Genomic DNA, 23,732 nt, shown 5'->3' with positions numbered 1-23,732 from the left:
GCTCAGCAGAGAACGCCAGCAGAGAACGGCAGCAGCGAACGCCATCAGAGCAGGCCAGTTGAGCAGACCAAGAGCGGAGCGGGAGAGGAGCGGGAGAGAAGCGATGAAGGCAGCAGACAACCAGGCCCGTGACAACGCAAGTGATGACCTCTCGCGCTTGATGCAGCGAGGCAGCGTCTGGCGGGCGCGGCGACAGTGGCACCGTGATCAGCCGGAGGGCGACACGAGGCGCGGGATATCCACCGGGGTCGAGGCCCTGGACGAGGTGCTCGGCGGTGGCTGGCCCCGGGGAGAGCTGCTGGAACTGCTGCTGGATCGAGCGGGTTGCGGTGAGGTTCGTCTGTTGCTTCCGCTGATGCGCAACTGCGAGCGGGTGGTGTGGTTCGACCCACCCTGGCAGCCTCATGCGGCGGCCCTGGCGGCGGCGGGCCTGGATCTGTCGCATCTGGTCATCGTGCGTACCCGCCATCCCAGGCAGCGGCTGTGGGCCATGGAGCAGGCATTGAAGAGCGGCTGCTGCGATCTGGTGCTGGGCTGGTTCGCCGCGGTGCAGGGGCAATGGCTGCGGCGGCTGCAGCTCGCCGTGGCGGCAGGAGGCGGCCATGGCGCGCTGATTCGACCGGCCGACTTCGCCAGGCAAGGGTCAGTGGCCCCCTGGCGACTGCGGTTGTCGGCTCCTGATCAGAGCAGCGGTGAAGAGACGGCGCCCTTGTCGAGCCGCATCAAGGTCCATGCCTTCAAGCGCAAGGGGGCCATGCCTGCCAGGGCCATCGATATCACCCTGGCCGACTCTAGGCTGTCGCCCCCGTGCCCGTGGCCGACCTCGCTACCGTGCGCCCCCAGTGGGGAACGTCGATCCCGCCCCGTGTTGCTCGTCTCCGAGCGCAAGGGGGCGGGGCGATCATGAAGGGGCTGTGGCTATGCCTTCACTGTCCGCAGCTTGGGCTGGAGGTGCTGAGCGCCGGCGATGACGGACCCCTCGCGTTGCTGTGCGAGGACGGGGAGCGTATCGCGCTGGCCTCGGCCAGGGCCTGGCAGGCCGGTGTGCGGCCGGGCATGACGATCAATGCCGCACTGTGTCTGGAGCCAGGACTCCGGCTGTTGACGCCGGACTCAGATGTCAGCCGACGTCGTCTCGAAGGGCTGGCGCTGTGGTGTGCCCGCTTCAGCGCCCGGGTCAGTCTCGAGCCGACGGGGGAGAACGCCGCGTCCTGGGGGGTGGTGATGGAGATCGCCTCGATGCTCGACTACTTCGGTGGACTCGAGGGACTGTGGCGGCGCTTGCACGAAGAATTGGCGACCCTGGAGCTTGAGGTGTCCAGCGCCACCGGGCATACCCCGCTGGCCGCCTGCCTGCTGGCCCGGACGGGGGGCTATTGCGGCCAGGGCGAGGCGGAGCATATGGCCAGGCTCGGCAGGCTTCGCCTCGACCGGCTGGGGCTGTCCGCACGCCAGCAGTCGCGCCTCAAGGGACTCGGGTTTACGCACCTCAACGACCTGCTTGTGCTGCCGCCAGCCTCGCTGGCCTCGCGCCTGGGGACAGACCTGCGGCGCTACCTTCAGCGCTTGACCGGCGAGGTCGCCGATCCCCCGCCGGTATTCGCGCCGCCGCCTCGCTTCGATCGTGAGCGGGAGCTGGTCCATGAGATCGAGCTGGCCGCCGGCATCGTGTTTCCCCTGCGGCGCCTGCTGGCGGAGCTCGAGGGCTTTCTCAAGGTGCGTTGCGTCAAGGCATTGTCGTTGACCTTGACCCTGTATCACCGGGAGGGGGCTCAGCACCTGAGCGTGGGGCACGCCGGGGGCGAGCAGGCGGCGGAGGCCTGGCTCGATCTGTGCCGGTTGCGCCTGGAATCAGTGGTACTCGAAGCACCGGTGTTGCGCCTGCGCCTGGAGGTCAGCGAGGTTGCTAGCCTGCAAGAGGTGGCAACGGACCTGTTTCAGGCGGCGCCGCCCAGAGACACCCCCGAGGCACTGTTCAGCCGGTTGCGTTCTCGTCTCGGTGATGGCGCCGTGTTGCAGCCCATGGCGCTGGAGGATCATCGCCCCGAACGGGCCTCCCGCTTGGTAGTGCAGCCGGGGACCGCCCGCAGGCCCCCGTCTGAAACCCAGAACGCCAACCATCCGGCCTGGCTGCTGGAACACCCCGAGCCGCTGATGCCGGCGACCCTCGAGCGTCTGGTCTGGGCCGCCGGGCCCGAGCGACTGGCCAGCGGCTGGTGGGATGACGCCCCTGCGCGGCGTGACTATCACGTGGCCTGCTGGCCGGACGGTCGCCACGGCTGGGTCTTTCGCGACGCCGAGTCGCAATGGTGGTTGCATGGCTGGTTCGGTTGAGCGTGTCGGCGAGCCACCTGACGCTGCCGAAGTCGCCCCGGGCCCTGGCTACGCTGAGCTACATTGCCTGTCCAACTTCACCTTTCTCAAGGGCGCGTCTCACCCCCATGAGCTGGTCGCCCGCGCCGACGAGCTTGGCTATAACGCCCTGGCGATCACCGACGAGTGCTCGGTGGCCGGCATCGTGCGCGCCTGGGAGGCTGCCCGAGACCACCGGATCGCGCTGATCGTCGGTGCCGAGTTTCGCCTGGCCGACGAGGTCGTGGTCGTGCTGGCCGAGAACCGCAGCGGCTACGCCAGCCTGTGCCGGCTGATCACCCTGGGCCGTCGCCGTGCGCCCAAGGGCAGCTATCGTCTCGACTGGGAGGACCTGGAGGCGCTCGAGGACTGTCTGCTGCTGTACCTGCCGGGCAACGACGACGCCCGGACTCGGGAGAGAATTGCCTGGCTGAAGCAACGCTTCGACGGGCGCTGCTGGGTGATGGTCCAGCGCCACTTTCTGGCAAACGAGGAGGAGCGATTGACAAGGCGGATGAGGCTGGCCAGTGCCGCAGGCCTGCCGCTGGTCGCCAGCGGTGGTGTCCTGATGCACCAGCCGAGCCGCAAGCGATTGCAGGACGTGCTGACCGCACTTCGGCATCGCACCAGCGTGCAGCGCGCCGGTTTTCTGCTCGAGCCCAACGCCGAGCGCTGCCTGCGCCCCCTGTCGCGGCTGGCGCAGTGTTTCGCGCCTGCGCTGCTCGAACAAAGCCTGCGTATCGCCGAGCGCTGTCGCTTCGACCCCGGTGAGCTGCGCTACGAGTACCCCGAGGAACTGGTCCCCGACGGCCATACGCCGTCGTCCTGGCTGGCGCACAAGGTGCGCCAGGGCGAGCGGCTACGCTTCCCGGAGGGTACGCCTTCGGATATCGCCGAGCAGATCGCCCGCGAGCTTGAGCTGATCGCCAGGATGGCCTACGAGCCGTTCTTTCTGACCATCGAGGACATCGTTGCCTTCGCCCGAAGCCAGGGCATCCTGTGTCAGGGGCGTGGCTCGGCGGCCAATTCGGTGGTCTGTTACTGCCTGTTCATCACCGAGGTGGACCCGCGTCAGGTGCAGCTGCTGTTCGAACGCTTTATTTCCGAGGAGCGCGACGAGCCGCCGGATATCGACGTGGACTTCGAGCACGAGCGCCGCGAGGAGGTGATCCAGTACATCTATCGGCGCTACGGCCGCGAGCGGGCCGGGCTTGCCGCCACCGTGATCAGCTACCGCCCCAGAAGTGCACTGAAGGACGTGGGGCGGGCGCTGGGGCTGCAACCGGGCTATCTGGCCTGGCTCGCCAGTCGGCTGGATCGACGCGAGGGCGAGTGTGCCTGGCTCGAGGCGCTCAAGCAGACGGTGGGGGAGACGGTAGGCGCGGGAGGTGAAGAGGGCGCCTCCACCGCCGTCCCGGAACTGCTGCGCCATCTGGTCGAGCTGGTGGAGCAGCTATTGGGCTTTCCCCGACACCTGTCACAGCACGTGGGGGGCTTCGTGATCTCGCGCGGGCCGCTGCACGAGCTGGTGCCGGTGGAGAACGCCGCGATGGAAGGGCGCACCCTGATCCAGTGGAACAAGGATGACCTGGAGAGCCTGGGGCTGCTCAAGGTCGACGTGCTGGCGCTGGGCATGTTGACCGCCATTCGCAAGACCCTGGCGCTGCTGTCTGACGGAGGTGAACACAGGGACGACGACAGGCGCTGCTACGAGAGCACGGGCGAGATCGACGACGATGGCGAGAGCAAGGGCGAGCATCAGGCCATGGCCATGTCCCGGGTGCCCCGGGATGATCCCGAGGTGTACGCCATGCTCAGTCGCGGGGACAGCGTCGGCGTCTTCCAGGTGGAGAGCCGTGCCCAGATGAACATGCTGCCGCGCTTGAAGCCACGCAACTACTACGACCTGGTGATCGAGATCGCCATCGTTCGTCCGGGGCCGATCCAGGGTGACATGGTGCATCCCTACCTGCGGCGTCGCGACGGCATCGAGGAGGTCAGCTATCCCAGCGACGAGGTCAGGGGCGTGCTCGAGCGGACCCTGGGGGTGCCGATCTTCCAGGAGCAGGTGATCAAGCTGGCCATGGTGGCGGCGGGCTATTCCGGTGGCGAGGCCGACCAGTTGCGGCGGGCCATGGCGGCCTGGCGGCGGGCCGGCACCATCGCCGAACACCAGCAGCGGCTGACCGCCGGGCTGCGTGCCAGGGGCTACAGCGATGAGTTTGCCAACGCCATCTGTCGCCAGATCGAGGGCTTTGGCCAGTACGGCTTCCCCGAGTCCCACGCGGCCAGCTTCGCCCACCTGGTGTACGTCTCGGCCTGGCTCAAGTGTCACCACCCCGCGGCCTTCTGCTGTGGCCTGCTCAATAGCCAGCCGATGGACTTCTATAGTCCCTCACAGCTGGTGCAGGATGCCCGCCGCCACGGCGTCGAGGTGCGTCCGGTGGATCTCAATGCCAGCCACTGGGACGCCACCCTGGAGCCGGACGGCGCCCTGCGTCTGGGCTTTCGCCTGGTCAAGGGGCTGGGGCGTGGTGCCATCGACAGCCTGCTGGCGAGGCGTCCGGCCAACGGCTATGCCAGCGTCGCCGAGGCCAGGCGTCGCGCGCCGATGTCGGCCCGCGAGTGGGAAGCGCTGGCGGCGGCCGGGGCGCTGTCGAGCCTCGGCGGCCATCGCTACCAGGCACGCTGGAATCTGCTGGCGCCGGATCCGGCGCTGGCGCTGGGCGAGACCGATATCCTCGACGACACCACCCCAGAGCTGGCGCCCCCCAGCGAGCAGGCCGACCTCGAGGAGGACTTTCGCCATCTGGGGCTGAGCCTTGCCCGCCATCCCATGGCGTTGCTGCGCGAGCAGGCCGCCATGGGGCGGCAAGGACTGGCGCGTTGCCTCAAGGCCTGTGAGCTTGCCGAGCTGGACCACGGCCATCTGGTCCAGGTGGCGGGGCTGGTGACCACCCGCCAGCGCCCAGGCACCGCCTCCGGGGTCACCTTCGTGACCCTGGAAGACGAGACCGGCAACGTCAACGTGGTGGTGTGGAAGGACACCGCCAAGGCCCAGCGCCAGGCGCTGTTGAACGCCCGGCTGTTGAAGGTCACCGGCCATCTGGAGCGCGAGGGCAGCGTGATCCATGTGATCGCCGGACGGCTCGAGGACTTGAGCGGCTTATGGGCCGAACTCGGCGTGCCCTCGCGGGATTTCCGCTAGGGCTTGTCTGAAAAGTGCCTGCGCTCGGTAATACGGCGTTAAAAATCGGATCAAAATGCTCATTTACACCCCGTAAACTGCGCTTTCTCACCGATTTTTGCCTTGTCTAACCTTCGCTCGTCGACTTTTCGGACAGCGCCTAGGTCTTTCCGTCTGCTTGCTGAGCCGTCCTGTGCTTGGTGCCGCCCCGGTGTCGGGCCATGGCTCAGCGCTTGAGCACGCTGCCGTCGTCGTCGAGCAGGGGATAGGAGCCCTGTTCATCGTGGGTCTCGGGACCGACCAAGGCCGGCGAGAAGGTACAGATCACGGTCATGCCCTTTTCGCTCGACAGGATATGCTGCTGGTGCTTGTCGAGGGCGTAGAGCACACCGGGCTTGAGATCCCACTTGCCGCCCTCGGTCAGGTCCTCGATCTGGCCCTCGCCTTCGATGCACAGGACCGTCTCGGTGTGGTTCTTGTACCACATGTGGAGTTCCTGGCCGGGCTTGATGTAGGTCTCGTGGACCGAATGCCCCATGCCGTCCTTGCGCAGGGTGTAGCGCCGGCTGATCCACTTGTCGTCCTCTACGGCTGACTTCTCCGCATCCTTGTGACTACGTACGATCATCGTTGCACCTCCTTTGGCGGATGATGGCGGTCTCCTTCGCCGCCGTCTCGATGGGGGCCGGGGGCCGTCCTGTGGTGGCTTTCCTGGTGCGAGCCTCCCGGTCCACGCAAGAAGTGGTGGGGACTGGCTTCATGCCAGTCGTCTCGCCAGCAGTCGGGGAGTTGTTGCGCTTTCTGGTGGTCGATCAAGGCGCCGACCTCCAGGCTGTCGACTTGCCATACCCGGGTGGCGGTGGCCGGGCCCTCGAGCAGGTGCTCAGGGCGCAGCTCGCCAGGGCCTGCCAGGCCCATGGTGCCGATCATGTCGAGGCAGGCGTCCAGGGTGGCCCGATGGAAGCGCTGGACGTTGTCGGCCTTGCTGTCGACATCGATGGAGCGACTGCGGGCCGGATCCTGGGTCGCCACCCCGGTGGGGCAGGTGTTGGTGTGGCAACGCTGGGCCTGGATGCAACCCAGGGTAAACATGAACGGACGCGCGGCGTTGCAGACGTCGGCGCCAAGCGCGAACTTCTCGACCATGTCGATGGCAAGCGCCACCTTGCCGCTGGCGATCACGCTGATTTCGTCGCGCTTGCCGATCCCCTTGAGGCAGGCGTCGACGATCGGCAGCGCCTCATCGATATAGCGGCCCACATGGTCGGCGTACTCCGCCGGTCCCGCGCCGGTGCCGCCCTCGGCGCCGTCCACGGTGATGAAGTCCGGCTGGATGCCGCTTGCCAGCATGGCCTTGCACATCGCCAGCATGTCCCGGGTGTGGCCCAGGCACAGCTTGATGCCCACCGGCTTGCCGCCGCTCAGATCGCGCAGGCGCTGGATGAACTGCATCAGTTCCAGCGGGGTGGAAAATTCCGGGTGGGCCGCCGGTGAATAGCAGTCTTCCCCCACCGGGACCTGGCGTGTCTCGGCGATCTCCTGGTCGACCTTGGAGCCGGGGAGCATGCCGCCGTGCCCCGGCTTGGCGCCCTGGGACAGCTTGATCTCGATCATCTTGACCTGATCCTCGCGGGCCTTGGCGCTGAACGCTTCCGGGTTGAAGCGCCCGGCCTGGTCGCGGCAGCCAAAGTAGCCGCTGGCGATCTGCCAGATCAGGTCACCGCCGTGCCTCCGGTGATAAGGACTGATGGCGCCCTCGCCGGTGTCCTGAGCAAAGCCGCCGCGCCTGGCCCCCAGGTTGAGGGCGGTGATGGCCCGTCCTGACAGGGCGCCAAAGCTCATGGCCGAGATATTGAGCCGTGAAGAGCGGTAGGGGCGGTGGCACTGGGGGCCACCGATCGTCACCCAGGCTTGCTGCGGGTCGACGCGAGTGGGGATCATGGCGTGGGCAATCTGGCGACGCCCCTGGCGTAGCACGTCCTGGCGGGTGCCGAAGGGGGCGGTGTCGCTGCGTCCCTCGGCCCGGGCGCCGATGATCTGGCGCTGTTCGCGATTGAACGGCCGGCCGCTGGTCTCCGATTCGAAGAAGTACTGGCGCAGTTCCGGACGCAGAAATTCCATCATGTAGCGCAGATGGCCGACGATGGGGTAGTTGCGCAGCACGTTGTGGCTGGAGCGAAGGTCCAGCACGCCGACCACCCCCAGCGCCGCCAGTGGTAGCCACCACCAAAGCTGTTGCGGGGACGTCGGTAGCCAAAAGATGCCGAGCAGGCCTACTGCCAACAGATAACCGATCAGCAGTAGCCGAGGTGAACCAAGCATGAGCGCAGATCCTTTGCGTTCAGAACCTGCCTCAATGTTATACAAACATTATGCACTGTATGCAAACAGCGCCATGCCTGGCTCTTACTCCTTCAACCAGCGAAAAGCGCGGGCGAGAAAGTCGCTGGCGTCATGCTCGATGATCTCGCCGTGGGCCATGATGATTCGAGCGGGCCGCCAGGAGAGCAGGGTGCGCAGATGTTCGCTCGCCAGGTAGCGTCGGCCGAGGAAGCTCAGTCGCCACTCCAGCGGCATCCTGCCATCCGGCGCCAGGATGCCCGAGAGCCTGGCCAGTCGACGCTGCAAGGGCGTCAGGGAAGCAGGGGGGAGATTGCCGATAAGATCGGCCACGATCAGGCTGCGGCTGGAACGATGCAGGAACACCGCTTCCTGCATGCGCGATGAGCCGGTGAACAGGCACTGGTCGATATCGTCACCCCAGAAGCGGTTGGGGGTGCCATCCAGGGTGCTTTCGAACACCAGGTCGCCGCGCTTGGCGATGACTTCCCGGGTGCCGAAACTGCGAGCCATCGGGTAGGCCATCTGCCATTCGCGCATGAACAGGTGGTGACAATGGTTGGGAGCGATCAGGAAGTGTACCTGGCCCAGCTCGTCGAGGGCGTCACGCAGTGGCTCGGTCAGCGGGACGGGGCTGTGGACCCACAGCCGGTCGCTGCTCAGGCGTACCACCACCATGCGTGTCGGATAGGGCAGCAGCTTGCCTCTGATGACGGGCCCATCCGCTATCCATAGCTCAGGCGCCGTTGCCTGGAGCGGTGGAGAATCATTCGAGAGTGTCACGCTTTTTTCCTGCGCTTGATGACATCTCTCGAATATAACCTCTTTGCGATAGAGTTGCTGCATGTGACTGGCATGTAAACGACAACACCGAGGCATGCCTCGGTGTTGACACAGGAAACGTGATGTTACGTGGGACGCTGCGGTGAGCGTCAGACGTTGAAGCGGAAGTGCACCACGTCGCCGTCCTTGAGCACGTAGTCCTTGCCTTCCAGGCGCCACTTGCCGGCGTCCTTGGCACCCTGCTCGCCGTTCAGGCTGACGAAGTCGTCATAGGCCACCACTTCGGCGCGGATGAAGCCCTTCTGGAAGTCGGTGTGGATGACACCGGCGCCTTCCGGGGCTGTGGCGCCGACCTTGACGGTCCAGGCACGCACTTCCTTGACCCCTGCGGTGAAGTAGGTCTGCAGACCCAGCAGGGCGTAGCCGGCGCGGATCACTCGGTCGAGGCCGGGCTCTTCCATGCCCATCTCGGCCAGGAACATCTCGCGTTCCTCGTCATCGAGTTCGGCGATCTCGGCTTCCAGCTGGTTGCACACGGGAACCACCACGGCGCCCTCGGCCTCGGCGATGCCCTTGACCACGTCGAGGTAGGGGTTGTTGTCGAAGCCGTCCTCGTTGACGTTGGCGATGTACATGGTCGGCTTCAGGGTAAGGAAACCGAAGCTCTTGATCTGCTTCTTCTCGTCATCGCTCAGATCGAAGCTGCGCAGCGGCTGGCCTTCGGCCAGGTGCGGCTGGATCTTGTCGAGCACCGCCTTGGTGGCAATGGCGTCCTTGTCGCCGCCCTTGACCACGCGAACCAGGCGCTGGATGGCCTTCTCTACGGTGTCGAGGTCAGCCAGGGCCAGCTCCAGGTTGATGGTCTCGATATCCGCCGCCGGGTCGACCTGGTTGGCCACGTGGATGACGTTATCGTTGTCGAAGCAGCGCACCACGTGGGCGATGGCCTGGGTCTCGCGGATATTGGCGAGGAACTGGTTGCCGAGACCTTCACCCTTGGAGGCACCGGCGACCAGGCCGGCGATATCGACGAATTCCATGGTGGTGGGCACCACCTTCTGCGGCTTGACGATCTCGGCGAGCTTGTCGAGGCGCGGGTCCGGCATGGGGACGATGCCGACATTGGGCTCGATGGTGCAGAACGGGAAGTTCTCTGCATCGATGCCGGACTTGGTCAGGGCGTTGAAGAGGGTGGACTTGCCGACGTTGGGCAGACCAACGATGCCGCAGTTGAATCCCATGGGTGGTTCCTGAAGGCGTGAAGTGAAAGAAGTCGGCGCACAGTGTATGACGTCGGGCCAGGCGGGGACAGCCCGGGCGGTGCAACCACCTGCTGCCCCTGTTGGCGCCCGCCGGGTCAGGCAGAGTGGCTGTGCAGGCGGTTCATGGCCTTGGCCCAGTCGCCGGATAGCGCCTGGGGCAATGTCGCCAGGCACTCGATCAGGGCGCCGTCGATGGCCTCGCGCTCGGTCTTGCCGGGACGGCCCAGCACGTAGTTGGTGACCAGCTTGGCGCTGCCGGGATGACCGATGCCGATGCGCGCACGATGGAAGGACTTGTCGTTGCCCAGGGCGCTGATGATGTCGCGCAGGCCATTGTGGCCGCCGTGGCCGCCGCCCTGCTTGTAGCGCGCGCTGCCGGGGGGCAGGTCGAGCTCGTCGTGGGCGATGAGCATCTCGTCGGGGGCCAGCTTGAAGAAGTTGGCCAGCGCCGCCACCGAGGCACCGGAGCGGTTCATGTAGGTGGTCGGCACCAGCAGGTGCAGGTCGCTGCCTTCGACAAAGGCCTTGGCGTAGAGGCCGAGAAACTTCTTCTCCGGGCGCAGCTCGGCGCTGGACTGACGCGCGACTTCCTCCACCAGCCAGGCGCCGGCGTTGTGACGCGTCGCCTCGTACTGGGTGCCAGGGTTGGCAAGGCCGATCAGCGCCTTGATCCTTGTCATGGTGGTCTCTCCGGTCAGCGGTGCGGGGCAAGCGCTTTGCTCAGGGCCTTGGCGACGAGGCCATGGGCAAAGCCCTCGGAAACGAAAAGGGCCACCGCAGTGGCCCCTGAATCCGGCAGAAAAGGATTACTCCTTGTCGCCTTCTTCGTCTTCGTCCTTGGCTTCGTCCTTCGCTTCCTCGGCGGCAGCTTCTTCGCTGGCCTCGGCGGCGGCGGCTTCTTCCTCGGCGATTTCTTCCTCGGACTGCATGACCTTGGCCTTGGTCACGTTGACGATGGCCTGGTCGTGCTCTTCACCGTGGCTCAGCTCGACGATGGTCACGCCAGCCGGAACCTTGAGGTCGGACAGGTGCAGGGTGCTGCCGATCTCGACCTCGGTGATGTCGATCTCGAGGTAGTCGGGCAGGTCCTTCGGCAGGCAGCTGATCTCGACTTCGTTGGCCAGCTGGTGCAGTTCACCGTCCTGCTCCTTGATCGCCTTGGACTCGTCCTGACCGACCACGTGCAGCGGAACGCGCATGGTGATCTCGTGAGTCGCATCGATGCGCAGGAAGTCGGCGTGGGTCACCAGCGGCTTGTACGGGTGGCGCTGAAGGTCACGCACCACGACCTGCTGAGACTTGCCGTCAACCTCAAGGTTGATGACGGAAGAGAAGAAGGCTTCGTCTTCCAGCGCCTTGTAGAACGCAGTCTTGTCGACGGCGATCGGCTGCGGCGTCTTTTCACCACCGTAGATGATGGCGGGGACTTGCTGGTTCGCACGACGCAGGCGGCGGCTCGCACCTTTCCCCAGGTCGTTACGAACATTGGCGGTAAGTTTGTAATCAGACATGAAATTGCCTCTTGGCTAAAGTAAGGAAGCCACCGAGCCCGCGACCAGACCTCGGTGGTTCCAGATGCCCCGGTTGTCGGGGCGCGTTTCCCGCGCGATACGTCGCTTAGTGGAACATCGCGCTGACGGATTCCTCGTTGCTGACGCGGCGGATCGCTTCGGCGATCAGGCCGGCCACGCTGAGCTGGCGGATACGGCCGCTGCGACGCGCGGTGTCGGACAGCGGGATGGTGTCGGCCACCACCACTTCGTCCAGCACCGACTCGGCAATGTTGTCCACCGCTGGGCCCGACAGGATCGGGTGGGTGGCGTAGGCGACCACGCGCTTGGCGCCGTGTTCCTTGAGCGCTTCGCCCGCCTTGCACAGGGTGCCGGCGGTATCGATCATGTCGTCCACCACCACGCAGGTGCGGTCCTGGATATCACCGATGATGTGCATCACCTGGGCCTGGTTGGCCTGGGGACGACGCTTGTCGATGATCGCCAGGTCAGCGTTGAGCTGCTTGGCGATGGCTCGGGCGCGGACCACGCCGCCGACATCGGGAGAGACCACGACCAGGTCGTCGTAGTTCTGACGCTCGATGTCGTCGAGCAGGATCGGCGAGCCGTAGACGTTGTCCACGGGCACGTCGAAGAAGCCCTGGATCTGGTCGGCGTGCAGGTCCATGGTCATGACCCGGTCGACGCCGGCCTTGACCATCATGTCGGCCACGATCTTGGCCGAGATCGGCACCCGGGCGGAGCGCACGCGGCGATCCTGGCGGGCGTAGCCGAAGTAGGGCACCACCGCAGTGATACGGGTGGCCGAGGCCCGGCGCAGGGCGTCAACCATCAGGATCAGTTCCATCAGGTTGTCGTTGGTCGGTGCACAGGTGGACTGCAGGATAAAGACATCCTTGCCGCGCACGTTCTCGTTGATCTCGACCGCGACCTCGCCATCGCTGAACTGGCCGACCGTGGCATTACCCAGTCGGCTGTCCAGGCTCTCGGCGACCTTACGGGCGAGTTCGGGGTTGGCATTCCCGGCGAAAACCATCAATTTTGACACGCGCAGCCACCTTTGCTGTGTTGGGTCTTCAGTGTGAGCCTGGGGGAGTGAGTCCAGGACTCAGAAGGAAGTTGGCTGGGGTAGGAGGATTCGAACCTCCGCATGGCGATACCAAAAACCGCTGCCTTACCGCTTGGCTATACCCCAGCATACGTCCTGCCTCACGCGGGCAGGGCGTCGAGGAGAGGCGATCGATTCAGGCCCAGGGCCTTGAAGGCGTGCCAGGTCGGCTGTTGGCATCGGATCTCGTCCAGCAACTGGACGGCCTCGGCCTCCGACTCCAGACGGGCAAAAACGCACGCGCCGGTACCCGTCAATATTGACGGCGCCCGGGCGTTGAGCCAGTCCAGGGCACGAGCCACCTCAGCATAGGCTTGCCTGACGGTGTCCTCGCAATCGTTGCGCCAGCTTGACGCTCCCCCCTTGAGTGCGCGCGCCATGGTAATGGCGGGGGTGTCCCGTGTCAATTCCGGCGCAGTGAACACGGCAGGGGTGGAGACCGCCACACCCGGGTGCACGACCACGAACCAGGGGGTGTCGAGTGCCACCGCGACAAGGCGTTCGCCGACGCCTTCCGCCCAGGCGGCCTGGCCGTGGACGAATACCGGCACATCGGCGCCCAGCGACAGGCCCAGTTCGGCCAGACGCCGGGTCGTCAGTCCCAGGCCCCACAGATGATTCAGCCCGACCAGTACGCTGGCGGCGTCGCTGCTGCCACCGCCCAGACCACCACCCATGGGCAGGCGCTTGGTGACGCCTAGATCGGCACCGAGCGCGCAGCCGGTCTCGCGCTTGAGCAGATCGGCGGCCCGCCATAGCAGGTTGGCCTCGCGGGGTACGCCCTCGAGACGGTCGGTCAGGGTTATCTCACCGTCCTGGCGCAGGCGCAGGTGGATATCGTCACCGTGGTCGAGGAACTGGAACAGCGTCTGCAGCTCGTGGTAGCCGTCGTCGCGACGGCCGACGATATGCAGCATGCGATTGAGCTTGGCCGGCGCCGGCAACGTCAGGGTCGGCTGCGCGCTGGCATCGGAAGAGAAAGAGGTGTCGGGCATGGGGGAGTCTATAAAGGGTGCTGTCCAGGGATCGGCTGACCGAAGTGATGGCGATCGGTGGCTGGGGGCGGCGCCTGCCATCGGCGACCGGGATCGATGACGGCTCTCTTTGCTTCTCTCTATAGGGAGCTTGCTGCAAGGAGCACGTCCACAGGAGGCAGAGGGCGATGGTGCTTCATTTTACCCGGGAGACAGGCTCCCGCCATCTGGGGCGGGAGCCGGCGCGACTACTGTTCCAGTGGCTGCCACTGGTTCACCACCAGGGTGGCGCGCAGGTCGTCATAGGTCATGACCAGCCGGTTGGGTAGCCAGGTGCCGTTCACATCCTTCCAGCCGCGGTAGTCGATCTCCCAGCCGTCCTGTTCAAGTGAAGCGGGGAAGCCGAGTTCGTCGTCGGTCATCTCGAAGTCACTGTCGTCGGCGGGCAGGCCGCGCACCCAGTCGGTGAGGCTCGAGACCGGTAGCGACCAGCCCATGCGCTGTTCCATCAGGGCTTCGGGGCTGTCGGCCTCGAAGCGTCCCTCGCTGGTGGTCAGCGAGACGCGACCGTCGCGTCCTTCCAGGGTACTGCGGCCGGCGCCCATGGGGCCGGTGACCAGCAGGCGATAGTGGTAGGGGGTCTGGCGCCAGTCGAGGTTGGCGCTGGTGGATTCCTGCGGAGTGCGCAGGCCCACCTTTCCGGTCAGGTTCCAGGAGGTGAAGGCTTCCACCTGTTCGGTCTGGGCTTCCCAGTCACCGGCCTGGCGCTCCTGGCGCGGCTCGGTGACGCTCTGGGAGGTGGCGCAGCCGGCCAGCAGGCCGAGCCCCAGGGCGGCGGCGGTCAGGCGAAAACAAGACATCATCGCGGGGTCCTTGCGGGTAGTGGTCGTGGTGTCGGGGCGGTCAAGGCGCTGTTGCCGTTGGCTCAGGCCTGATTTCGGGGCGCCGATCGAGGAGATCGACGATCAGCGGGCGCTCGGGGAAGCGTTGCTGGGCTTCTTGCAACAGCTCGCGTGCGCGCTGCTTCTGGCCCAGGTCCCACAGCACCTCGATCAGGTGGGCGGCGACCTCCTGATCGGCGATCTCGCGCCAGGCGCGCTCGATCCAGGGTAGCGCAACCTCCGGTTTGCCCTCACGGTAGGCGACCCAGCCCAGGCTGTCGAGGATGGCGGGGTTGTCCGGCGAGAGTTCGTAGGCCCGCTGGATCAGTCGCCTGGCCTCGTCAAGATCATCGGGGTCGCCGGCATCGGCCAGGGTGTAGCCGAGGGCATTGAGCGCAACGGCGTTGTCCGGCTGCTGTTCGACCAGGGTGCGCAGATCCTGTTCGGAGGTGTCCAGGTCGCCTTCGCTCCAGGCACGCATGGCGCGGAAGTAGCGCAGGTCGCCATCCTCGGGGCTGCGCGCCAGCTCGCGGTTGAGCAGCGCTTCGGCCTCGGGCTCGAGACCTTGCTGGTCGAGCAGTTGCACTTCGGTGATGACCAGGCCGGTATAGGCATCGTCGTGACGCAGCCGCTCGACCCGCAGAAAGGCCCGGGCGTCCAGCAGCCGGTCGGCCTCGATCAGCATGCTGGCCGCGCGCTGTCGCGACAGCAGGAAGTCAGGGCCCGGCGGTACCCGGCGATAGTAGAGCAGGGCGTTGTCGACCTCGTCTTCCTGCTCGGCGATGCTGCCAAGCAATAGATAGAGGGCGCTGGGTGCCTGGGGATCATCGACCAGCGGCAGCAGCAGCCGGCGCGCCGGGTCGTGGTGGCCTTCTTCCAGATAGAGCTGGGCCAGGCCGACCCGCAAGAGGGGGTTGTCGCCACGGGTCTCGAGCAGGGTGTCGGTGCTGCTCTCGGCCGACACCAGGTTGCCCAGGCGAATGTCGGCCCGCGCCATCAACAACAGAAAGCGGGGGTCGCCGGGAGAGAGGTTGAGGCCGCGTTTGGCCGCCAGGCGGGCCTGGTGGTACTTGCCGGCGTCCAGGGCGATGCGTGATTCGGCGAGAATCCGTTGGGGGTTGTCGCGACTGTTGTTTCCCAGTGCGGCAATTCGTCGCTGGGCGCCCTCATTATCCCCCTGGGCCGAGTCGGTCAGGGCAAGCGCCAGGCGCAGGTCGTCTTGCCTCGACTCGGGGAGTGTGGGCTCGTCGAGCGCCTGTTCGAGGGTGCCGGCGAGCGCCGCCGGATCGCCGCCGCTGGACAGGGCGGTATCGACGAAGCGAGTGATGTCGGTGTCGTCATCGGCCGCGATCAGCCGCTGTTTCAGGGCTTCGTCCCAGTTGCCGCGTCCACCGGCGAGGTTGCCCAGGATCTGGGCGGCCACCGGCGCTTCGGGCGCCAGCTCCTGCCAGCGGCGCGCGGCGCGTTCGATCAGGGCGGTGTCATCGGTGAAGCGTGAAGCCAGGGTCGCGCGCTCGACCAGGGCGGCGGAGTGATAGCGCTCGGCTGCCTTGAGGTAGCCTTCGGTGGCGCGTCGATAGTCGCCCCGCTGACCGGCCATTTCGGCAATCAGCAGCGTCGACAGGCCGTCGGCATCGAGTCCACGGGTGATCGGTGGAGCACCGGCCATGGGGTCAGCCTGTGACGCGCTGCCTGGGCTGTAGGAAAAGCTCTGACAGCCGGCGAGCCACGCCGTCAGTGACAGGGTGGCCAGAGTGCAGGTCAGCTTTCCGTGGCGCGCGTTCGGGGGCATTGAGGCGTCATCTTCTCCATGAGAATTCTCAGCATAACGGCTTGGGGAGTCTTGGCAAAGGTCAATGCCCGGGGGAGCGAGGTCAGAGCTGCCTATGGTAGGATATGCGCCTTGCAGGAGCGGCCTGGTTGGCCGCTCCGGACATCATCTGATGAAGACGTCGAACGCATGACCCTGCTTGCCCTTGGCATCAACCATCGAACCGCGGCCGTCGAGGTGCGCGAAAAGGTGGCCTTTGGCCCCTCGCAACTCACCCGGGCGCTCTCCGAGCTGCGCGCGCTGCCGAGTGTGCATGAGGCTGCGGTGCTGTCGACCTGCAATCGCACCGAGCTTTATTGCGTGACCGAGTCGAGCGGGGAGAGCGAGGTGCTCGACTGGTTGAGTCGGTTTCATGCATTGCCCCGCGAGGACCTGCTGCACTGCGCCTACCACTATCTGGAAGGCGACGCCGCGCGCCATCTGATGCGCGTCGCCGTGGGTCTCGATTCCATGGTGCTGGGCGAACCCCAGATCCTGGGCCAGCTCAAGGATGCCTACCAGGCGGCCAGGGACGCCAGCGGGCTCGGCGGGGAGCTGGAGCGGCTCTTCCAGCATACCTTCGCGGTGGCCAAGCAGGTGCGCACCGAGACCGCCATCGGCGAGAACCCTGTCTCCGTGGCCTACGCGGCGGTCAGTCTGGCCAGTCGAATCTTCGACGATTTCTCGCGCGCCAGGGCGCTGTTGATCGGTGCCGGCGAGACCATCGAGCTGGTGGCGCGCCACCTGCATGAAGCCGGGGTGCACCAGTTGACGGTGGCCAACCGCACCCGCGAGCGGGCCAGTGCCCTGGCCGGCAGCCTGGGCGGCCAGGCCATCAGCCTCGACGAGATCCCCGTCGCCCTGGAAAAGGCCGACATCGTCATTTCGTCCACCGCGGCGCCCTTGCCGATTCTTGGCAAGGGCATGGTCGAGCGGGCGCTCAAGCGTCGCCGCCACCGTCCGGTGTTCATGGTCGATATCGCCGTGCCGCGTGACATCGAGCCAGAGGTCGGCGAGCTCAGCGACATCTTCCTTTATACCGTCGATGACCTGCACGAGGTCATCGAGGAAAACCGACGTCACCGCCAGGTGGCGGCGGACCAGGCCGAGGCGCTGATCGAGCACGGCGTGGCCCACTGGCACAAGGAACGCCGGGTGCGCGGGGCCGGCGAGGTGATCCGCGACGTGCGTGCCAAGGGTGAACGGCTGCGTGACGAGGCCCAGACCCAGGCGCTGGAGCGCCTGGCTAAGGGCGAGGATCCCGAGGCCGTGGTGCGTCGCCTGGCCCACCAGTTGACCAATCGCCTGATGCATCAGCCCACCCTGGCCCTGCGGGGTGCCGCCGCCGATGAGCGCCAGGACCTGCTCGAGGCTGCCGTCGAACTGCTGCTGGGCGAGCCCGAGTCCCGGAACTAGCCGGGCCTGGCTTGACCGCAATGCGCCTTCTTACATGATTTCAAGGATTTGCCGATGAAAGCTTCTCTGCGTGAGCGCCTCGATGCCTTCGTCGACCGCTTCGAGGAACTCTCTGCCCTGTTGTCGGAGCCCGACGTGATCAGCGATCAGCCACGTTTTCGCGACTACTCCCGCGAATACGCCGAGCTCGAGTCGCTGGTCGACGCCTGGCGCCGCTATCGTGGCGTCGAGGAAGACGTGGCCACCGCAGAGCAGATGGCCGAGGACGCCGACGCCGACATGCGCGAGCTTGCCCAGATGGAGCGCGAGGAGGGCGTGGCCAAGCTCGAGGAGCTGGAGGCCGAACTCAAGCGTCTGCTGGTGCCCAAGGATCCCGATGATGGGCGTAACGTCTTTCTCGAGGTGCGCGCGGGAACCGGCGGTGACGAAGCGGCGCTGTTCGCCGGCGACCTGTTTCGCATGTACTCGCGCTACGCCGAGAACCATGGCTGGAAGGTCGAGGTGGTCAGTGCCAGCCACGGCGAGCAGGGCGGCTACAAGGAGATCATCTCTCGGGTGAAGGGCGAGGGCGTCTACGCCCGGCTCAAGTTCGAGTCCGGTGCCCATCGCGTTCAGCGGGTTCCCGCCACCGAATCCCAGGGCCGCATCCATACCTCGGCCTGCACCGTGGCGGTGATGCCCGAGGCCGACGAGGTCAGTGACATCGACATCAACCCGGCCGACCTGCGGGTGGACACCTTTCGCTCCAGCGGCGCCGGCGGTCAGCACGTCAACACCACCGACTCGGCAATCCGCATCACCCACCTGCCCAGCGGTGTGGTGGTGGAGTGTCAGGAGGAGCGCAGTCAGCACAAGAACCGGGCCAAGGCGATGTCGCTGCTGGCGGCGCGGCTCAAGCAGTCGGCCCAGGACAGCCAGCGCCAGGAACAGGCCGACGCCCGTCGCTCGCTGGTGGGCTCCGGCGATCGCAGCGAGCGCATACGTACCTACAACTTCCCCCAGGGGCGGATCACCGATCACCGCATCAACCTGACCCTGTACAAGCTCAACGAGGTGGTCACCGGCGACGGCCTCGACGAGGTCATCGACCCGCTGATCCACGAGTACCAGGCGGAGCAGCTAGCCGCTCTGCAACAGGACGGCTGATGCGCTGTGATGTGCTGATCGCCCGGGCGACCCGCCGCCTCGAGGCCGCCGGCAGCCCGACGCCGCGACTCGACGCCGAGGTGCTGGCCATGGCGGCGATGAAGGTCGATCGCACCTGGCTCTACACCTGGGGCGACAAGCCCATGGCGACGCTGGCCCGGGCCCGCTTCGAGGCCTGGGTGGCGGCGCGTGCCCAGGGCATGCCGGTGGCCTACCTGACCGGTGAACGCGAATTCTGGGGGCTGGCCCTGGCGACCTCGCCCAGCACCCTGATTCCCCGCCCCGATACCGAGACCCTGGTGGAGGCCGCGCTGGCCCGGGCCGATACCAAGACCGATGCCAAGACCGGCGCCAGGAGCGACGCCCAGCCCGGCGCCTTGCTCGACCTGGGCACCGGCACCGGCGCCATCGCCCTGGCGTTTGCCAGCGAGCGCCCCGGCTGGCGGGTCGAGGGCGTCGATCTGTCCCCTGAGGCGGTGGCGCTGGCGCGGCGCAACGCCGAGCGACATGGTCTGGCGGTACGATTTCGCCAGAGCGACTGGTTCGATGCGCTCGATGATGAGCGCTTCGACCTGATCGTGGCCAACCCGCCCTATATCGACCCGCAGGATCCTCACCTGGGGCAGGGCGATGTGCGCTTCGAGCCAAGCTCGGCGCTGGTGGCCGCCGACCATGGCCTGGCCGATCTGTTTGCCATCGCCGAGCGCGCCCGGAGCTTCCTCCGGCCGGGCGGCTGGCTGTTGATGGAACACGGCTACGAGCAGGCTGAGCGGGTGCGAGAGCATCTTGAAGCGCTGGGCTATGTTCGCTGCGACAGCGTGCATGACCTGGGGGGCCACCCTCGGGTGACGCTGGGGCAGTGGGGCATGCAACGTTGAAGCCGGGACTGGAGTCTGTTGGGGGCATGTGATACTGATTATCAGTAAAATGTTTTGCCACCAAGCGATTGGGCGCGAGAGATTGTCGTGAAATGCTTTGCGACCAGGCCTTTTTGGTCGATTCTTTCCTTGCGTGCCCCTCGCCGTCAGACCAGCGTTCAGGACCACAATGAAAACCAAGAACCGCTCCCTCGACCGTATCGATCTGAAGATTCTGCGTTGCCTGCAGGAAAACGCCCGGGTGTCCTATGTGGATCTCGCCGCCCAGGTGGGCTTGTCCACCACGCCGTGTCTGGAACGCGTCAAGCGCCTCGAGCGATCCGGGGTGATCCGTGGCTACAAGGCGATCCTCAACCCGCGCATGCTCAAGGCCAATCTACTGGTGTTCGTCGAGATCAGTCTGGAGACCCAGTCTCCGGCGGTGTTCGACGAGTTCCGTCGAGCCGTGTCGAAGCTGCCGCAGATCCAGGAGTGCCACCTGGTGTCCGGGCAGTTCGACTATATTCTCAAGTGCAGAATTCCCGAGATGTCCGCCTATCGTCAGCTACTTGGCGACGTGGTGCTGACCCTGCCCGGGGTCAAGGAATCCAAGAGCTACGTGGTGATGGAAGAAGTGAAGGAAGATTTTGCCCTGCACGTGCCGGATATCGAAGAGTTCGAGGACAAGTGAGTTTTCATGAATGACCAGGACCTGCTGCGTTACAGCCGCCAGATCATGCTTCCCCAAGTGGACATCGACGGCCAGGAGCGCTTGCTTGCTTCGCGCGCACTGATCGTCGGTGCCGGTGGCCTGGGCTCGCCGGTGGCGCTGTACCTGGCCGCCGCCGGAGTCGGACAGCTGACCATCGCCGACGCCGATATGGTCGAGATCTCCAATCTGCAGCGCCAGATCGCCCACCAGGAGCAGGACCTGGGACGCAACAAGGCCCTGTCGGCCGCCGAGTCTGCCATCGCCCTCAATGCAGGCTGCCGGGTCAGCGCCATCGAGCGCCATCTGGACGCCGAGGGGCTGGTCCAGGCGGCGCGGGAGGCGGACGTCATCCTCGACTGCACCGATCGCTTTTCCAGCCGCTACGCCATCAATGCCGCCAGCGTCGCCGCCGGGGTGCCGTTGGTCTCCGGCGCTGCGATCCGCTTTTCCGGGCAGTTTGCGGTGTTCGACCCGCGTGACGAGACGAGTCCCTGCTACGCCTGCCTGTATCCGCCGGATGATCAGGGCGACGAGGCCCTGTCCTGCGCCGAGAGTGGCGTCATCTCGCCGCTGGTGGGGCTGATCGGCTGCTTCCAGGCGCTGGAGGCGGTCAAGCTGTTGTCCGGGGCCGGCAGGCCCCACCGGGGGCTTGCCACCTTCGACGGCCTGAGTGGCGAGTGGCGTCACTATCGGCTGGGGCGCGATCCACGCTGTCCTGCCTGCGCAGACCGGGGGCGGTCCGGCGGAGGAAGCGCGTGAGCCGGCAGAGCCCGGTCACCGACTTCGATATTCGTCTATTGCGGGTGTTCAAGGCGGTGGCCGAGTGTGGTGGATTTTCCGCCGCCGAGAACGAGCTTGGCATCAGTCGTTCGGCTATCAGCCTGCATATGGGCGACCTGGAAAAGCGCCTGGGGCTCAAGCTTTGTCGGCGGGGGCGAGGCGGCTTCGCCCTGACCGAGGAAGGACGGGAGGTGCTGGAAGGGGCCCGGCGTCTGCTGTCGGGACTGGAAGCCTTTCGCACCGAGGTCAATGCGCTGCACCACAGCCTGCGCGGCGAACTCAATATCGGCATCACCGATACCCTGGTCAGCTCACCCGAGATGCGTATCACCCATGCCCTGGCAAGCCTCAAGGCCCAGGGCCCAGAGGTGCGCATCAACATGCACATGGACCCTCCCGGCGAGATCGCCCGCGGGGTGCTCGACGGACGCCTGCATGTCGGTGTCGTTCCGGCGGTCAACCTGCCTGCCAGCGTCGATAGCCAGGCGCTCTACAGCGAACGCTCCGGGCTTTACTGTGGCCGGGGGCATCCGCTGTTTGCCGAGCCATCGACGGCGCTGGAGGCGCTGGGCGGGTGGCAGGCGCTGGGGCAGTGGGACGCCGTGGTACCGTCCTATCCGCTGTCGGAAGCCGGCCGTGAGCGCCATGTCGGGCTCAAGCCCAGCGCCACCGCGTCCGACCGGGAAGGCGCGGCCTTTCTTATCCTGACCGGGGCCTACATCGGCTATCTGCCGGATCACCACGCCAATCTCTGGGTCGCGCAGGGACGACTGCGTGAGCTGTGTTCCGAGAGCGCCGCCTACGAGACGCCCTTCGTCGCCATCACCCGCCGTGACCGCCGCCCGCATCGGGTGCTGGAAGCCTTTCTGGCGGCGCTGGGGAAGAGCGATGCGGGTGTATCTGGCGACTGATGGCGCCTCCTGGGTCTTTGATCAAACCGCCAACGTCTTCGCTTCGCTGACATGATGTCTCGCTTATACTCTTGGCGATGAAACGAGAGACTGACGCTCTGTCATTGCTTTGCGTTGAGTTTTCCACGTCTGGCATCTTGGATTCGAGCGCTTCCGGGCGAGCCGGCTTACGTTCGAAGCGTGAGCGTCGCCAAGGCGACTTCCATCGAGCGGGATGCGTGACGTGAAGTGTTGATGTTGGTGCGTCAGCCGCTTTAGGTATCGAATCGCTGACGTTGAAGTCAGGAATTTAGTGTTATTGGATACTTGACGCCTGGTGGCGAGAAAGTGGCACACTGTCGGTGTCACCTTCATGCGAAGGTGCGAGATTCAATAACAACAAGCGCATTGCGCAACCAATACGGACTCTCTATGACAGATTCCTCCACGTCCGAGGCCGCCTCCTGGTACCGCGATTCCGTCCGGGTCGAGCTGTTGCCGACACCCAGGCTCGAGGGCGACGTTCGCGCTGACGTCTGTGTGATCGGGGCCGGGGTGACGGGCTGTTCGGCGGCGCTGCATCTGGCCGAGCAAGGCTACAAGGTGGTGGTGCTGGAAGCCCATGACGTCGGCCATGGCGCCTCCGGTCGCAGCGGCGGCCAGATCCTGCCCGGGCTCGGTACCGACATGGACACCGTGGAACAGGCGCTTGGCCTGTCGGCGGCCCGCGATATCTGGGAAATGAGCCGCGAAGCGGTGCGCCTGACCGCACAGCTGGTCGAGCGTCACGCCATTCCCTGCGACCTTGCCTGGGGCTACCTGCATGCGGCGGTCAAGCCGCGCCATGTGCGCGAGTTGCGCGCCTTCCAGGAGACCATGGCGCACAAGTACGACTACCAGGCGCTGGAATGGCGCGAAGGGCAGTCGCTGCGCGAACATGTGGTCACCGACGCCTACCCGGCGGCCCTGTGGGAGGCCGAGGGCGGGCATCTGCATCCGCTCAACTATACCCTCGGCCTGGCCAGGGCCGCCCAGCAGGCGGGGGCGATCTTCCACTCGCACAGCCCGGTCACCGCGGTGACCAAAGGCGAGCCTGCCCGGGTGAAGACCGCCGCAGGACAGGTCACCGCCGATAGCGTGGTGGTGGCGACCAACGCCTACGGCATCGACCTGTTGCCGGAGATGCGCGGGCGCATCATGCGCTGTGCCAACTACATGATCGCCACGGAGCCGATGAGCGAGCAGCAGGCGGCCCAGGTGCTGCCGAAGAATGACGCCCTGTCGGATGCCAATTTTGTGCTCGACTACTATCGGCTGTCGGCGGATCGACGCCTGATCTATGGCGGTGAAGTCAGCTACGACGGGCGCCCGCCCAAGGGGCTCGAGGCGCGCATCGACGGCAAGATCCGGCGCCTGTTCAAGGTGCTCGACGATGTCGAGATCGCCTACCGTTGGGGCGGTGACGTGGCCATCACGCTCAATCGCGCCCCTGACTTCGGCAGACTGGCCGCCAACCTCTACTATGCGCAAGGCTACTCCGGTCATGGCATGGCCATGGCGGGACTGGCCGGCAAGTTGCTGGCCGAGACCATCGCCGGGCAGAGCGAGCGCTTCGACGTCTTTGCCGCCATGCCCCATCGTCGCTTCCCCGGCGGTCGCCTGTTGAGAACACCGCTGTTGCTGCTGGCCACCCACTTCTACAAGCTTCGCGATCGGCTGTGAG

General features: G+C 66.0%; 20 protein-coding genes and 1 tRNA gene. 10 read left to right on the top strand and 11 right to left on the bottom strand.

The annotated features are described in order from the left end of the window. The first annotated feature begins 103 nt into the window (after positions 1 to 103). Genes imuA through RBB39_RS16635 form a run of 3 tightly spaced genes read left to right on the top strand, consistent with a single transcriptional unit; the run spans position 104 to position 5,560 of the window. A complete protein-coding gene (gene imuA / locus RBB39_RS16645) occupies positions 104 to 907 on the top strand; it encodes a translesion DNA synthesis-associated protein ImuA (RefSeq protein WP_253029372.1) in 804 nt (267 codons plus the stop codon). Continuing rightward, positions 904 to 2,334 (top strand): DNA polymerase Y family protein, encoded by a 1,431-nt coding sequence (locus RBB39_RS16640; protein WP_253029373.1) that lies wholly within the window; start codon positions 904 to 906, stop codon positions 2,332 to 2,334. Before imuA ends, RBB39_RS16640 begins: the two co-directional genes overlap by 4 nt. Continuing rightward, the gene (locus RBB39_RS16635; RefSeq protein WP_306169198.1) at positions 2,318 to 5,560 is read left to right on the top strand and encodes an error-prone DNA polymerase; all 3,243 of its coding nucleotides are present in this window, start codon (positions 2,318 to 2,320) and stop codon (positions 5,558 to 5,560) included. The genes RBB39_RS16640 and RBB39_RS16635 overlap by 17 nt, the downstream gene beginning before the upstream one ends. 205 nt (positions 5,561 to 5,765) lie before the next feature. On the opposite strand, the gene RBB39_RS16630 is transcribed toward RBB39_RS16635, so the two are convergent. The 11 genes from RBB39_RS16630 to RBB39_RS16580 all read right to left on the bottom strand — a co-directional run bounded on the left by RBB39_RS16630 (position 5,766) and on the right by RBB39_RS16580 (position 16,190). Then, a complete protein-coding gene (locus tag RBB39_RS16630; RefSeq protein WP_045995170.1) occupies positions 5,766 to 6,167 on the bottom strand; it encodes an ectoine synthase in 402 nt (133 codons plus the stop codon). Next, on the bottom strand, positions 6,164 to 7,861 hold the full coding sequence (locus RBB39_RS16625) for an FMN-binding glutamate synthase family protein (protein WP_253029375.1): 1,698 nt from the start codon (positions 7,859 to 7,861) through the stop codon (positions 6,164 to 6,166). Before RBB39_RS16625 ends, RBB39_RS16630 begins: the two co-directional genes overlap by 4 nt. Positions 7,862 to 7,945: 84 nt before the next feature. Then, entirely contained in the window at positions 7,946 to 8,662 is a 717-nt protein-coding gene (locus RBB39_RS16620) for a DUF4336 domain-containing protein (protein WP_306169197.1), read from the bottom strand. Between the two features lie 149 nt (positions 8,663 to 8,811). After that, positions 8,812 to 9,903, bottom strand: a complete 1,092-nt coding sequence (gene ychF, locus RBB39_RS16615) for a redox-regulated ATPase YchF (protein WP_306169196.1) — start codon at positions 9,901 to 9,903, stop codon at positions 8,812 to 8,814. A gap of 116 nt (positions 9,904 to 10,019) precedes the next feature. Then, positions 10,020 to 10,604 carry an aminoacyl-tRNA hydrolase gene (gene pth / locus RBB39_RS16610; RefSeq protein ID WP_108132918.1) on the bottom strand — a complete coding sequence of 195 codons (585 nt, stop codon included), beginning with the start codon at positions 10,602 to 10,604 and terminating at the stop codon, positions 10,020 to 10,022. Positions 10,605 to 10,730: 126 nt separating this feature from the next. Next, positions 10,731 to 11,435, bottom strand: coding sequence for a 50S ribosomal protein L25/general stress protein Ctc (locus RBB39_RS16605; RefSeq protein ID WP_306169195.1), 705 nt, complete (start codon positions 11,433 to 11,435; stop codon positions 10,731 to 10,733). A gap of 106 nt (positions 11,436 to 11,541) precedes the next feature. Further along, positions 11,542 to 12,483 (bottom strand): ribose-phosphate pyrophosphokinase, encoded by a 942-nt coding sequence (locus RBB39_RS16600; protein WP_306169194.1) that lies wholly within the window; start codon positions 12,481 to 12,483, stop codon positions 11,542 to 11,544. 72 nt (positions 12,484 to 12,555) lie between these two features. Further along, positions 12,556 to 12,630: transfer RNA gene (locus RBB39_RS16595), tRNA-Gln, on the bottom strand. A 14-nt stretch (positions 12,631 to 12,644) separates the two neighbouring features. Further along, the gene (gene ispE, locus RBB39_RS16590; RefSeq protein WP_306169193.1) at positions 12,645 to 13,538 is read right to left on the bottom strand and encodes a 4-(cytidine 5'-diphospho)-2-C-methyl-D-erythritol kinase; all 894 of its coding nucleotides are present in this window, start codon (positions 13,536 to 13,538) and stop codon (positions 12,645 to 12,647) included. A 227-nt stretch (positions 13,539 to 13,765) separates the two neighbouring features. Further along, the gene (gene lolB / locus RBB39_RS16585) at positions 13,766 to 14,380 is read right to left on the bottom strand and encodes a lipoprotein insertase outer membrane protein LolB (RefSeq protein WP_306169192.1); all 615 of its coding nucleotides are present in this window, start codon (positions 14,378 to 14,380) and stop codon (positions 13,766 to 13,768) included. Between the two features lie 40 nt (positions 14,381 to 14,420). Continuing rightward, complete coding sequence (locus RBB39_RS16580; RefSeq protein ID WP_045995162.1) at positions 14,421 to 16,190, bottom strand: tetratricopeptide repeat protein; 1,770 nt, start codon at positions 16,188 to 16,190, stop codon at positions 14,421 to 14,423. A 168-nt stretch (positions 16,191 to 16,358) separates the two neighbouring features. Here RBB39_RS16580 and hemA point away from each other — a divergent pair, with 168 nt between their 5' ends. The 7 genes from hemA to RBB39_RS16545 all read left to right on the top strand — a co-directional run bounded on the left by hemA (position 16,359) and on the right by RBB39_RS16545 (position 23,731). Further along, positions 16,359 to 17,624 carry a glutamyl-tRNA reductase gene (hemA, locus tag RBB39_RS16575; RefSeq protein WP_045995161.1) on the top strand — a complete coding sequence of 422 codons (1,266 nt, stop codon included), beginning with the start codon at positions 16,359 to 16,361 and terminating at the stop codon, positions 17,622 to 17,624. A 54-nt stretch (positions 17,625 to 17,678) separates the two neighbouring features. After that, the gene (gene prfA / locus RBB39_RS16570) at positions 17,679 to 18,770 is read left to right on the top strand and encodes a peptide chain release factor 1 (protein WP_045995160.1); all 1,092 of its coding nucleotides are present in this window, start codon (positions 17,679 to 17,681) and stop codon (positions 18,768 to 18,770) included. After that, positions 18,770 to 19,648: a peptide chain release factor N(5)-glutamine methyltransferase gene (gene prmC / locus RBB39_RS16565; protein ID WP_306169191.1), complete on the top strand. Its 879-nt coding sequence runs from the start codon at positions 18,770 to 18,772 to the stop codon at positions 19,646 to 19,648. Before prfA ends, prmC begins: the two co-directional genes overlap by 1 nt. Positions 19,649 to 19,817: 169 nt before the next feature. Then, a complete protein-coding gene (locus RBB39_RS16560) occupies positions 19,818 to 20,318 on the top strand; it encodes an Lrp/AsnC ligand binding domain-containing protein (RefSeq protein WP_045995158.1) in 501 nt (166 codons plus the stop codon). Positions 20,319 to 20,324: 6 nt separating this feature from the next. Continuing rightward, on the top strand, positions 20,325 to 21,098 hold the full coding sequence (locus RBB39_RS16555) for a molybdopterin-synthase adenylyltransferase MoeB (RefSeq protein WP_253029230.1): 774 nt from the start codon (positions 20,325 to 20,327) through the stop codon (positions 21,096 to 21,098). Then, the gene (locus RBB39_RS16550; RefSeq protein ID WP_231498652.1) at positions 21,095 to 22,030 is read left to right on the top strand and encodes a LysR family transcriptional regulator; all 936 of its coding nucleotides are present in this window, start codon (positions 21,095 to 21,097) and stop codon (positions 22,028 to 22,030) included. Before RBB39_RS16555 ends, RBB39_RS16550 begins: the two co-directional genes overlap by 4 nt. Positions 22,031 to 22,441: 411 nt before the next feature. Next, a complete protein-coding gene (locus RBB39_RS16545) occupies positions 22,442 to 23,731 on the top strand; it encodes an FAD-binding oxidoreductase (protein ID WP_045995156.1) in 1,290 nt (429 codons plus the stop codon). Position 23,732 lies beyond the last annotated feature (1 nt).

Origin of the sequence: Halomonas sp. MMSF_3323 (genome assembly GCF_030733595.1) — a bacterium.
Lineage (GTDB): Bacteria > Pseudomonadota > Gammaproteobacteria > Pseudomonadales > Halomonadaceae > Halomonas > Halomonas litopenaei.
Note: the sequence above shows the minus strand (reverse complement) of the source record. Positions and strands in the feature narration are given on the sequence as shown.